General features: G+C 64.2%; 16 protein-coding genes. 7 read left to right on the top strand and 9 right to left on the bottom strand.

What is annotated here, in order from left to right; all coding sequences use genetic code 11:
• Nucleotides 1-77 precede the first annotated feature (77 nt).
• Entirely contained in the window at nucleotides 78-551 is a 474-nt protein-coding gene (locus E2C06_RS33060) for a hypothetical protein (RefSeq protein WP_133292819.1), read from the bottom strand.
• 140 nt (nucleotides 552-691) lie between these two features.
• Nucleotides 692-1,135 carry a hypothetical protein gene (locus E2C06_RS38970; RefSeq protein WP_206664809.1) on the bottom strand — a complete coding sequence of 148 codons (444 nt, stop codon included), beginning with the start codon at nucleotides 1,133-1,135 and terminating at the stop codon, nucleotides 692-694.
• Here E2C06_RS38970 and E2C06_RS33055 point away from each other — a divergent pair.
• From E2C06_RS33055 to E2C06_RS33040, 6 genes are all read left to right on the top strand, one after another.
• Entirely contained in the window at nucleotides 1,127-1,741 is a 615-nt protein-coding gene (locus E2C06_RS33055; protein WP_206664808.1) for a KUP/HAK/KT family potassium transporter, read from the top strand. The two genes, E2C06_RS38970 and E2C06_RS33055, sit on opposite strands and share 9 nt — an antisense overlap.
• A 949-nt stretch (nucleotides 1,742-2,690) precedes the next feature.
• Nucleotides 2,691-3,110 (top strand): hypothetical protein, encoded by a 420-nt coding sequence (locus E2C06_RS33050; protein WP_133292817.1) that lies wholly within the window; start codon nucleotides 2,691-2,693, stop codon nucleotides 3,108-3,110.
• A gap of 237 nt (nucleotides 3,111-3,347) precedes the next feature.
• Nucleotides 3,348-3,524: a hypothetical protein gene (locus E2C06_RS38140; protein ID WP_165982828.1), complete on the top strand. Its 177-nt coding sequence runs from the start codon at nucleotides 3,348-3,350 to the stop codon at nucleotides 3,522-3,524.
• A 334-nt stretch (nucleotides 3,525-3,858) separates the two neighbouring features.
• Complete coding sequence (locus E2C06_RS33045) at nucleotides 3,859-4,395, top strand: inorganic diphosphatase (RefSeq protein WP_206664807.1); 537 nt, start codon at nucleotides 3,859-3,861, stop codon at nucleotides 4,393-4,395.
• A 7-nt stretch (nucleotides 4,396-4,402) separates the two neighbouring features.
• A complete protein-coding gene (locus E2C06_RS38135; protein ID WP_165982827.1) occupies nucleotides 4,403-4,576 on the top strand; it encodes a hypothetical protein in 174 nt (57 codons plus the stop codon).
• Nucleotides 4,577-5,311: 735 nt separating this feature from the next.
• Entirely contained in the window at nucleotides 5,312-5,701 is a 390-nt protein-coding gene (locus tag E2C06_RS33040; RefSeq protein ID WP_133292815.1) for a nuclear transport factor 2 family protein, read from the top strand.
• A gap of 242 nt (nucleotides 5,702-5,943) precedes the next feature.
• Here E2C06_RS33040 and E2C06_RS33035 read toward each other — a convergent pair whose 3' ends face one another.
• Nucleotides 5,944-6,231 (bottom strand): hypothetical protein, encoded by a 288-nt coding sequence (locus E2C06_RS33035; RefSeq protein WP_133292814.1) that lies wholly within the window; start codon nucleotides 6,229-6,231, stop codon nucleotides 5,944-5,946.
• A 276-nt stretch (nucleotides 6,232-6,507) separates the two neighbouring features.
• Here E2C06_RS33035 and E2C06_RS33030 point away from each other — a divergent pair, with 276 nt between their 5' ends.
• Nucleotides 6,508-6,852 (top strand): hypothetical protein, encoded by a 345-nt coding sequence (locus E2C06_RS33030; RefSeq protein ID WP_133292813.1) that lies wholly within the window; start codon nucleotides 6,508-6,510, stop codon nucleotides 6,850-6,852.
• Between the two features lie 328 nt (nucleotides 6,853-7,180).
• Here the strand turns inward: E2C06_RS33030 and E2C06_RS33020 are convergent, their stop codons facing one another.
• The 6 genes from E2C06_RS33020 to E2C06_RS33000 all read right to left on the bottom strand — a co-directional run bounded on the left by E2C06_RS33020 (nucleotide 7,181) and on the right by E2C06_RS33000 (nucleotide 11,001).
• Nucleotides 7,181-7,723, bottom strand: a complete 543-nt coding sequence (locus E2C06_RS33020; protein WP_133292811.1) for a DUF1003 domain-containing protein — start codon at nucleotides 7,721-7,723, stop codon at nucleotides 7,181-7,183.
• A 266-nt stretch (nucleotides 7,724-7,989) separates the two neighbouring features.
• Nucleotides 7,990-8,445, bottom strand: a complete 456-nt coding sequence (locus E2C06_RS40970; protein ID WP_165982826.1) for a response regulator — start codon at nucleotides 8,443-8,445, stop codon at nucleotides 7,990-7,992.
• A 938-nt stretch (nucleotides 8,446-9,383) separates the two neighbouring features.
• On the bottom strand, nucleotides 9,384-9,950 hold the full coding sequence (locus E2C06_RS33010) for a PAS domain-containing protein (RefSeq protein ID WP_133292809.1): 567 nt from the start codon (nucleotides 9,948-9,950) through the stop codon (nucleotides 9,384-9,386).
• Between the two features lie 132 nt (nucleotides 9,951-10,082).
• Nucleotides 10,083-10,193 carry a GNAT family N-acetyltransferase gene (locus E2C06_RS41175; RefSeq protein WP_408869918.1) on the bottom strand — a complete coding sequence of 37 codons (111 nt, stop codon included), beginning with the start codon at nucleotides 10,191-10,193 and terminating at the stop codon, nucleotides 10,083-10,085.
• Nucleotides 10,178-10,381 carry a GNAT family N-acetyltransferase gene (locus E2C06_RS33005; protein ID WP_241671587.1) on the bottom strand — a complete coding sequence of 68 codons (204 nt, stop codon included), beginning with the start codon at nucleotides 10,379-10,381 and terminating at the stop codon, nucleotides 10,178-10,180. The genes E2C06_RS41175 and E2C06_RS33005 overlap by 16 nt, the downstream gene beginning before the upstream one ends.
• Nucleotides 10,382-10,596: 215 nt before the next feature.
• The gene (locus E2C06_RS33000; RefSeq protein WP_133292808.1) at nucleotides 10,597-11,001 is read right to left on the bottom strand and encodes a DUF2934 domain-containing protein; all 405 of its coding nucleotides are present in this window, start codon (nucleotides 10,999-11,001) and stop codon (nucleotides 10,597-10,599) included.
• Between the last annotated feature and the right edge of the window lie 673 nt (nucleotides 11,002-11,674).

Raw genomic sequence — 11,674 nt, 5'->3', positions numbered from 1 at the left:
TCCTCTTGCGCCGCCGCCGGCAGCTTGCGCATGTCCACATGCTTCATGCCCCCAACCTGGACGGATCCTACTCGCCTTCAAGACCGCCCAGGCCGGATCAATAAAATGGACCACCGAGGCGCCTGCATCGGCACGAGCAGTCGAAGCAGTGGGTTGGGACGTGGGTCTCGCCATCCTACATTGTGCTCGACTTGCACGTTCAACGCCGGACCGAGGTACAGGCCGAAGTCCCGCCAGCCGCGGGCGAACGCCGCGCCGACCTGCCAGATGTTGGCGTCCACCTCCAATCGGAACTCGGTGCGGCCCACTGTGACCCGGGCCAACGTACAGGCGCAGTCCCAGCAGCGGCCGTCGTCCGGTTTAACCTTGGCGACCCCGAGCCCGACCGGGCCGAGCCAAAACTGGACGACAGGTCCGGCGTCGATCCAGAGCCCGGCTGTCCAGTTGGTTGGCCGGAGGTCGAGCGAGACTGTCCAGTTGCCGAACCGGCGCTCAAGTGAGCGAGACTTTGTGACGGCACCTACCAGTGTAAGTGCGATCCCGACAGTCATCGTGCCTCCCGGGCGGTCCCAAGCAGCATCGTAAGCTCGGCGTCACCTACCTCGACGACTGCACTCGCCCCCTCCCGCAGGAGCCGGGCCGAGGGGATGTGCGGGACGATGCTCTGCATGTCCTCCTCGTCTAGGCCGGTTTAGCGAGAGCCCACGCGGAAGCCGTTAAAGCGGTTCCCGCCGAGGTGGAACAGACCGAGCGCCGACGTGGCCAGGGGCGCTATCTCGAAATCACCAAACATCGCCACGACCCCTCTACCGAGGACCGTCACGCGTGTGGTCAGTGGGACGGCCCTCCCTCGGAGTGTCGCAAGTTCGGCCTCCGATACCCTCACGCCAAGGTTGTTGCCACGGACATCGACGATCCGCGCCGAAGGGACGCATTGCTGCACGCGCCAGAACTCCGACGGCGACAGGATCGAGGTTCCACGGTAGCCATGGTCGTCAAGTTGGTAGGCCCAGAACCACGTATCGGCCACTTGCCGCAGACGGATGGCACCGGTCCCGCCATACCACGGACCGAGCGACTCCGAGCCAAGGGTCTCGTGCCCTATCCGGATGCGGAGCTTCCCGTCATGGGCCAAGTACACCCTCATCTGCCCTTCACCCTCGGCCGGATCATCATGCCAGATTCCCGACAAACAGCGGGCCGTTCGCGCTGGCCGAGGTGGAGTTCAATTGATCTCGGCGAGGCGAAGGTGCCGCAGGGCATTTGCCCACCGCCTCGGATGGCGGTCGCGCCAATTGCCGACCAGTTGGCCGCGCTCGGCGTGCCGTTCCTCTTTGCGACCGGTCATGGCGAGGATGGCGAACGGGGCGTGCACGGGGCGGCGCCGGTCTTGGGAAAGCCGTTCGATCCCGATGCACTGGTCGCCGACATGAGCCACTTCGGTCGCCGCGCGATCCGAGTCGATTGGTTCGCTCTCGTCACGCCTGCGCTGATGCTGAATCACCTCGACCAAGCGGCCCTGATGCTGGAAAATCCCACCGCGGCGGCCGACCCTTTGATGGCCCTCTTTCCCGGCCGATTGCTCTACCCAGCGGTCGCGCTGGCTACTGCGGCCGCGGTCAGGCGATCCTGTCTGAACGTGCGCGTATCAAGCGACAGACCACCAACAACGTCGCTTGCTGCATCAGCAGCAGGCTGCATAACCTCCAACTCGGATGAGCCAGAGCCTCCGCCAGGATAACGCCTCGCCTGTCTCGGAGCATCGACGACGGACACCCTCGGCCTGGGCAACCCCCATGCGGGCGTCGTTGAGGCGGCGATGCGATAGAGGGTGCGCATCGCCTCCATGCTGATGGTGCTGTCGGTGATGCTGGATTGCCCTAGCTCTATCAACATCGTGGTTATACCTCGCAAGTTTGCAACTGCCGCAGCATGAAATGCAACACAGGAAGCTGGACATTCAACCGACCGTTAAGCTAAATAGTAGGTAGAGACTACAGATAGTGCGCAGGGCAGAGCGAGTTCGGTGGCCCGCCGAGAGAGACGCAGGACGGATCAAACCGCCGGTCGGTAGCGCAGCCACCCTCCCTTCGGCCCGCCCCTCCGCGATCAGCCGGTAGCCGGAGACGGACGAGCAGACCGTGCAAGGCACCAAAAGATGTGGGATACCTGTTGCTATTTTCAGGACCCACAGCATCAGGGGTCGTACGACAGCCTACCTGATGTGCTGCATCTCGTGAGAGATGCTAACCGTTGTTTAGGACACTACAGCGCTGGCTCAGCAAGGCGGCGGGGTGAAAGGGATCGCGCATAACGATTACACCCTGCCACAACCCCGATGAGCACCCGTAGGCGGCTGGTCCAATGATACGGAGCTTACATGTTTGGACAGGGCAACCCCCAGCGCGGGTAACACCGCTACGGCTCTAGTCGTACACCCTGCTCGTTAGAGGTGATCATCTCCCTTGAACACTGCGTATTTTTTTACGTGGTGTTCAGGGGGGATTAGAAGGCACCACAACTGAAAGAGGTGAGTGAACAGATGATCGAGCGCATGAATCTCAGCATGGCTTGAGGAGTTTGTTCTTCACCTCGCTGCGCCTGATCGGAGCGAGCGACAGCGAGAGAGATCAGGTAGCAGCCCGCGGTCGAGCGCGAAGCGTTCGAGCGCGAGACAGAGAGGGACGGACATGAGCGATGAACCACCGGATGACATGCCGGTCGAACTGGCACCACGTCCCGCTCCTTCACCTGAGGAAGTCCTTGCTGCCGGACCGGGCTGGACGGAGAAGCAGTTGGCCGCATGGGGTGTGCCATGGAAGCCACCCAAGGGATGGCGCAGCGAACTGCTGCACCTGCATGCCATCGGTGCTGATGTCACCCCACTGGCCTATCGGCCGCGCAGTGGCCGCCAGGAACGCCGTGAAGCACGGCGAGAAGCCGCACCGTCACCACCACCCACACCCAAACCTACGCGGCCCTCTACGCCGTCCGCGTGGCCGACAGAGCGATATCAAGATGCGCAAGGGCGCTGGTGGAACCCCCAACGGATCACCCGCGTGCACGACATCGGTACGCCCGATCGGGATGATCCTCCGCCATGGCTGTGATGGTTTGAAGGTGGCGTTTCCGTGATGCCATTGCGCAAAAGGTCGCCTGAACATTTCAGATATTCGATCTCGGCTGTACGAGGTCATCGGCACCATTGATCCCGACGGCCTACCGCGATGGATGTAGTGATCAGCAGCGGAATCCCGATGTACTACGACTTGGGAGCCTCCTTCGACTATGCGGAGCCCATGCCAGTCGCAGTGGCCTCATAGTCGAGGACGGACCAACACCAGACGATGCTTGCCGCGCTGCGCTTCTGGCAGATCATGGTGCTGTCGCCCGATACGCCCTCACCCGGGTTGATGCTGGCCGAGGTGATCCCGATCGCGGTCGCTACGAGGACGCCGCTGTCGCTGGCTGAGGCGGAAGCGCTGATCCGGCGCATGGAGGGGCTACGGAGCGGTCCGGGCTGACAGTGACCTGACCGAAGTGGACCGCGGCACCGTCCCCGTACTCCGTGGCGCGCCCGGCCGAACTCCGGAGGGTGGCCCTGCCCGTCGCGCCGATCAGCGCGGAGGTGCCGACCTCGGTGATCGCGGACTTCATCCTGTCCGGCGTGATGCGGCACTTGTTGGACCACCCGACGACCTCAGACGAGCGCCCATGTGATGGTCGGCGGCGAAGTGGCGAGGCACAGCGAGTCCGGCTGGATGGTGCGGCCGAATAGCCCCGCCCCACGCGCCGAACCGGCTCCGGTTCCTAAGCGTTGCCCGGTCCGCCGCGGCTTCGCGCACAATGGAACCTCCGATGAAACTCCTCACCGAAATCCCAGCATTCGACCCGGACGGCGACCTCAACGTCGTTATCGAAACGCCCAAGGGCAGCCACAACAAGTACGCCTACGACGAGGAGTTCGGCGCGTTCCGTTTCAAGGCGGTGATGCCAGAGGGTAACCTGTTCCCCCACGACTTCGGCTTTGTCCCTTCTACGCTTGGGGAGGACGGCGACCCGCTCGACGTTCTCGTCCTCCTCGACGTGCCGCTCCCTGTAGGCTGCCTGCTTTCAGCACGGCCGCTTGGCGTGATCGAGGCGGAGCAGCGGGAGCCGGACGGCAAGATTGAACGCAATGACCGCCTCCTCGCGGTCGCCACCAAGGCCCGCACGCACGCCCATGTCCACCGTCTCGAAGATTTGCGGCCGGGTCTGCTGGACGAGATTGAAGCGTTCTTCGGTCACTACAACGCCCTGAGCGGGCGTCGATTCACGCCTGTGGGCCGCGGCGGCCCCGAACGGGCGCGCGCCCTCATCGAGGCAGGCATCGCGGCGCGTAAGAAGGCTCGGTAAATGGGCGTTGGCCGAGCCGTTCAGCTTGTACGTCGATGTCGAAATCACGCCATCCGCGGACGAATGCTACGCCGACTTTCCAGATGTTGAAGTCGGCTTCCAGCCTGAACTCCGTCTCGGCGAGCTTCTAGGCGCGGTGCCGATGAGGGGCGTCATCCGGGCTGGCCTTAGCAATGCCTGAGCCAGACGTGGATGGCTGTGGCCAGTCGATCCACCCCACGGTCCAGTTGGTGGGTGCGAGGTCAAGCGAGACCGTCCAGTCGATAATTCGGTACCCGCTGGATCGGTGCTTCGTAGCGGCATCCACCAGTGCGCGCCATTCCGGTCGTCGTCATGCCTACTCGGCGCTCCCGAGCAGCATCGCCAAACTGGTGTGCCTGCCCTGGCATTCTCCGCCCCGCCGATACCTCAGGCTCGGGTGCCTGCCGCACGGGGGTCAGGAGTGTTTGTTCGAGCGACGCCGCAGGGTTGCCACCCAGACACCCGCAGTGGCGGTCCCTACCACGCCGATCGCGGCCCAGAGGGCGGGCTGGATCAGGGCCGCGAGCACCAGAACCATGACAAGGCCCGGAAGCATGCAGGCGATCAAGGTCGTGCTCGTCCGGGGTGGAGTGTAGGGCATGTTCGCCTCCGAGAGCGGATCGGAGGAACGTACCTCACGAGCATTGCGCGAAGGTTTAGCCCCGCATCACACAGTCGCGCCGGACATGCAGCGGGACCCGAGACCAAGGGTTACCCAGGCGCCTGAGGCCGCGATCTGCGCTCAGATGTCGCCGGTCGAGTCGGGGACGGCTGCGATCTCAACCTGCCCATAATGGCTCATCGGGAACGGTTGCCATTTGGGAGCTACCGACCGATTCAGCTTTGTTGCCTGCGTCGGTGCATTATTGCGCTTGGAACCGGTGGAGAGGAGAGGATGGCTGCGACGACAACGCCGACACTGGACCTGTTGAAGGCGATCCTCGACGCCTTCAACAGCCACGACGTGGATGCCGTGATGGCCTACTTCGCAGAGGACTGCGTGTTGGAGATGCCGCGCGGGCCGGACCCGTGGGGCAGCCGCCACGAAGGCATACCTGCCGCTCGGACGGCGCTCCGGTCGCGGTTCGACGGCATGCCGGACGTGCACTACGGAGACGACGCACATTACGTGGCGGGCGACACGGGTATCTCGAAGTGGACGCTTCGCGGTACTGTGGCGGCTACCGGCCAGCTAATCGAGGTGCGCGGCTGCGACTTCTTCGAGTTCCGCGGCGGCAAGGTGGTGCGGAAGGACTCGTACTGGAAGCTTGTCGAGCCTGCTTGAGCGTTTGGCTGGCGCGCAACTCGGCATCGCCATTATGACGGTCGCCGGACCACGCAAGCAGCCGTTCGGCACGCGCTGCTTCTTCGTTCTCGCCCTACCGCGCTCACCAAGGACAAGCCCGCGACTGCGGTAATGCGTCGCCTTGATCCGGGGCGGGGCGGAATTGCGTCGCGCGGCGCTTCCAGCACCACTCCTGTAGTTGGGTGAGCGGCCGTCGCTGCATGCCCTCGGCCGTGGGTCTGTCAGTCGTCGAGGAGAAGGCAAAGGTCCGCTGTGGCCCTGCCTAGCATCCGGGAGGTCTCCCGCGTGGGACCAGGGTCTTGCGGCTCCGGGCCGACTTGCGGAAGCGCGGTGTCGATTTCGAGCAGCACCCGCGCGGCGAACTCCGCAGGTGCTTCTTTGAAGGTCCCAGCGTAGCGCCGCAGGGCGGCCTGAACCGCCAACAGGGCAGCCCGGCGCTCGGCCTTGTGCCGCAGGCGGGCCGACGCGGCAGTTGCGCGCAGCGAGTCGATCGTTTGTGAATTCGTCATCGTCCCGGGTCCCTCCGGTGCCTGCGGCCGCAGTGCTGCGGCTCCGTCGTGCGGGCGGGTACGGGCCAACTGGGACCAAGGCATGACGCGTAGAAGGCGGTTCGACGGCAAGACTCGATTCGCGCGGCACGCCTTGTACAACGGCCAGCTTGGCGCAGGTGCGAGGACCGGTCAGTCGAACATTGCCGGTGCTACGATGATGCCCCGGTCCCGCCAGAACGCCGACACGTCCCTGCCCTACCCAACGATGCTGAGAAGCACCCGCAGGAGGTTTTCGTGCGTAAGACCACGATGTCGCTGATGGCTGCCATCGCGCTGGGCCTGATTGCCTTCACCCCGGCCAACGGCTCCGCGGCTCCGACCACCGTCCCGGTGTCGCCGTCCGAGATGGTGCACACTGTCCAGTACTGGGGTGCGGCTCCGTACCGGGCCGATAACAACTGGGGGCACCGCCGTCATTGGCGCGAGCGGCGCGAGCAGCGGGACGAAGCCCGGATCGCCGAGGCCGCACGGCGCGAGGCGTGGCAGATTGAGCGAGAGCGCGAGCACCGCCGGGCGTGGCGGCACGCGCGGCGCGAGCAGCGATTTGGCTATGCCCCGGGCTTCCAGCGTGGCTGGTGACAGGGCAGCCGCCGGAGGAGGAACGACGGTGACTTGGATGTCCCGGGTCAAGCCCTCGTGCACGGGGCCGATCGTGCGGCGCTTTACCGCCGTGTTACTGCTGGCCGGGTCGGGCCTTGCCCTGGGCGGCTGCGTCGTAGCATCCGCAGGGCCGGGCTACTACGGCCGTCCGTACGGTTATAGATCGCCGCACTACTACAGGCCCCGCCCCTACTATCGCCCATACTGATCCATTGGAGGCGCGGGATGACCCACCGGAGAGCGCGCGAGAGGGGCGACACGGAAAGGCGTTCATAGCCCGGATACTGAACGGCCGATGAGCACGCGCCTACTCGGAGACTTGCTTTGTCTCGATCTCGTCGAGTACCGCTTCCGGGGCTACGTCCTTCTTAATTTCTTCGATCTCGGGATCGGCGTCCGCCCGCACCCCAGCCCGCTCCGCCATGGCGGTGACGAGTTCCACTAGCTTGGTCAGTTCGTGCTCGGTGAGCAGGCTGACGTGCAGGTCGAGGTCGGCCCGCTTGTCCGCTGCCGCCGCCATGCGGTTCTGACTAATCAGCACAAAGGTGGACAGAAAGATCGCCTCGACGGACGCTGCCATCGCCAGGATGACGAAGGACGGATCGAACTTGGGCACGCCGGGCACAATGCCGAGGTTGACCGCGATCCAGGCACCATAGAGCGCAAGGTGCAGGTAGACGAACCGCATGCTGCCAGTGAAGCGGGTGATCGCCTCGGCGACCCGCGCTTCCATCGGAGCAGCGGCAGCCTCCCGCTTGCGGCGATCTTCAAGTGCTTGGATGTTTCGCCGGAGAGCGCTGCTCAGGTCGTCGGGTCTCGGCGGCGGGATGGTCGGCGTCGCTATATCCATGAGGAACGCTCCTTCCGGGGCCTGCGGCGCCACTGCGGGCTATTTCATCCTGCGGTTGGCGGGTAATGGGCGGGCGTGAATTTGGTTCCTGCCATTTGCTGACAAGCGAATATCTGGATGTTGGCGCTGAATCGGCGTTGCCGCCTGCCTCGCGGGTCGAGATCAGCGCCCGCTGTATTCTCCACGCCCAAGCCGGGCTATCCGCCGCCGTGCAGTGAGCGCTTGCGGATGTGGCGAAGGGCTGAGACCGGCGGCCCGGCGACCTGCTACGGCCCTCTCGGGGTGACCGCGGCGCCGAGGGCAACGGCTACTGCGTGCCCCAGCCCCGCCCAAGATGGCGTCCAGCCCGGCGCCCAGGCAGGCATGAGACGCCGCACAGCATGAAGCAGCGTCTCCGGTGCGATGGGCTTAACGATGTAGTGCTCGCGTGGGCCGAGAAGGCGTCCATCCAGCGCCTCGGGATGGCAGGTGATATAGACCATGCCGACCTCGGGCCAACGCCGTAGCACCTCTCTCCCCAGAGCCAAGCCATCTGGGCCGGAGCCGAGGTGGAGACCGGTCACGACCACGGGCGGTGGTCCGTTCGCGGCGGCGGCTCCCTCGGCCAAAGCCAGTGCGGCATCAGCGGTAGCAGCTTCGGCTATTCGGAACCCAGCCTCCCGCAGCATGTGCGTAACCACCTCGCGGACAAGCGGTTCGTCCTCTACGACCAGCACATCCATCCGATGTCCCCCTCGCGTTTGGGAGCCCAGTCCCGCACTCGCGTGATGCGGATTCTCGTGCACGCCGCACCTGAACGGGCGAAAAACATGCGAGTTCATTCGCGCAAAGAATGTTTCTACCACGCGATTAGGCGCCGCGCAGCGTGGCAGGAGGCGATAACGGCGGTTCGGATTGTACAAAGCTGCGCTGACACCAACGGCAGCGTGGACGCCAGAGGGAGGAGGTCGGTGTGCTTTACAAGCTGTCCCACAATGAAGCGATTGGGGCGGCGGTCCCGGGTAGGGTTGAGTGCGGCGATCGTCCTCCCTCAGCCGCGCGAGGCCACCTATGATCTGAAATGTATTGTGAGGTCAGACCGAGCAGAACAGTCGTGACCATCTCGGTGCCGATCTCCATGCTTGCTGCACTGCAACATAGGCGCCGCGCGAAGCAGCATGTCCACGGAACACTCGCCACCCATCAACCTCGCATGGCTGGAAATCGGACGGTCTACCCCGGGTGATGGGGCACCCTGGATGGTGTGCATAGCGCCGGTCGGCGAGAGCGGCGCGCTCTACCGAACTCAGATCGTCGTCGATTCCGTACTCACCATCACAGTTGATCTCATTACCCATCGTGGAGCACCGGCACAGAGGGTCCACCGGGCAAGTTGCAAAATCCCACCGAATGGAGACGCCTTGGGTGAGCCGGTCAAATGGCTTGTTGGGGCCGCTGACGAGGCTGCTTGGACGGCGCTGTCTGGCAGAAGTCCGGATCGTCCACGGCAGTGCAACAGTGGTGGATCAATCGACCACGCGGTGAAGCCCTTGCCGACTGCTCGTCAACAGGGAGCGACGGCAGCAAGACAGTCCGATCAGCCTTTACAGGGGCCGTGACGCGTCTGGTGGCACGGGTGCAAGACGACCGTCTGGGTGTTGAACCGCGCGCTCAGTGCCGGTCAGTGCCGCTGCTCGATTGCAAGCGCCTTCCTGTCGTATTCCGCGGCCATGGAGATCACGACGCCCTTACGGTCGGGCCAAAGGTTCACCAAACGGCGACACTTCGCAGCTTGCGCCCGAAGGGTGTGCGCCTGCCTCAAGCTGGGCACCTCCGCCAGCAGGTTGATCGCGGCGACGAGCTTGCCAGCATCATCGAACAGGGGCGTCGGATAGGGCTGGAAGTTGACGTACCTGCCGTCCGGGCGTTCGGCCATAGCACGGGCTCCACGTATCGCTCGCCTTTCGCGGACTGCTACCGCCATGGGGCACTGATCGTGCGGAAGGTACTCCCCCTCCTCCGTGTAGAGTTTCCACGTCACGCACCAGCTATCACTGCCGACACGCGGCTTGCGTCCGGCAAAGGAAATGCAGGTCTGATTGTAGTGGGTGATCACGCCTTCCGCGTTGGTGACGTAAATCGCTGCCGGAAGCTCGTTCAACACCTGAGAGAGACCACGACCTCCTTCTCGCATGGCTCGGACGGCTACTCGCAGCATGCCCTCAGGCGCTTCTGTTTTTGTTTGCATGACCGTCTCCGCCCACGGCGCGCCAACTACGACGGCCGATAGGGGGTGCGCAAGCAATTTCCGGCCAGTACTACGCCCGAAGGTGCTCCGGCGTATCGGAGCGCGCTGAGTAGCGCGTGTCACGTTGCGCCTTCATTTGTCGGCTGCGAGACTTTGGTACCCTGGATACCGCTCCATGAACGCCGCTACGAACTCGCATTGCGCAACTACCTTCGCGCCCTCGGACCTTATTTTGTCCAGCACACCGGCATTTTGTCCAGCACACCGGCCACCAATTTGGACCCGACCCCCTGCCCCGACATCGCCTCCGGCACTTCCGTATGTGTCAGTATGATGTGGCCTCCGACACGCTGATATTCTACAAACGCTACCGCGTCGCCGCTCATCATCTCGAAGCGGTGCATCGCCGGGTTGTCGCTGACCATCAACATCGTCGTACTCTCCTAGGCATCAGTCGGTGCCACTCGCATCCCGCACCTGAGTACACTTCACCGCCGCCGCAACTGGGCTCTGGCGACCCGGTGACAAGTTCCGGCTGAACGCCCGCGGCCGTGCTGGTCTGGCTCCTTTCCGTATCAAGCGGAAAACTACCGACTGTCCGCTACCACGCCCTTGGGAAAAGTGATCCGGCACATCGCCGTCCTGATCAAACACGCCCGCGCCCATCTGTGCCGAAGCTGCGCATCAGCCAGATTGCACCCACGGCAAAGACCGCTAGCGTTAGTAGGGGCCAGGGCCGCCGTGCAGCGCGTCGCGCAGCGAGACCTTCGCCGGATGGAGGTGTCGGCGGCCCTGCTCGGAAGGGGAGGCCCTGGCTTCCGCCATGGTCGCGCCTCGCACCGCTCTCATGCTGTCTGTCGAGCGGTCTGATGCTGGTCCTTGCCGGAGCAGGGACGCTCTCACCGTCGGTCGGAGGAGCCGTCTCCATCTCAAGCGCTCGGGCTCGATCCCAGAATTCAGCGCTCCGTCCCTCTGGGCAGCCCTCTGCGTGCCAGAGAAAGTAGGCGCGCTCGCGGATGCGCTGCTCCCAATCGGCGCCTGTGTCAGGCATGAAGGTCCCTCCGGGTGATTCTGCACCGGGTACGCACGCAATCCTTGGGCGTTCCTTCCGGGATGGACTAAATGGCAGCGTGGAAGCCTATCAGTAATTGAGATACCGGATGGCGGCCCAGCGCCACCGTATTTCTAGCGGGATAAACTTTCCCGATGCCGTCCCTCACCTCGACCAGCCTACTGACGATGTAGGGCTCGTTCTTATGCGGCTTCCTGCTCAGCAACTTGCTTCGTCATTTGCGCCACGACCTGCTCCTCAGTGCCGTAGAACGTCTCAGTGTTCCACGGGTACCTGATGCAGCGGCGGTTCTGTTCACACTCGGTCTGCCCCCTGTGTTCTCCCCTCCGCATGCCCGCGGAGGCGTGCCATGTTCGATAGAGCCCTCGTGGCGGCTGGTCCCCGGCTGCTCTACGGCATCCCTGCCCCCTTGCTCCTGACCTTCACAATCGCCGTGCTGCCCCGCTGGGGTCGTTCGCTGTCATGGCCGTGGTCGTACTTGGCGCCGCCATCACCGTAAGCGTCCGGCCTCCATCGCCTTCCCTGGCCGCTGACGTGCGTTGAGGCTGGCGGCCTTAACGTCGGGCGTAAGGTCGTCTGTAAGGTCATGGGCAGCGGGACGGTCGAGATCATCACCGGGCGCGAGCGGCGTCGGCGTTGGAGCGTGGCGGAC

The organism is Dankookia rubra (genome assembly GCF_004355005.1).
GTDB lineage: Bacteria > Pseudomonadota > Alphaproteobacteria > Acetobacterales > Acetobacteraceae > Paracraurococcus > Paracraurococcus ruber_A.
Note: the sequence above shows the minus strand (reverse complement) of the source record. Positions and strands in the feature narration are given on the sequence as shown.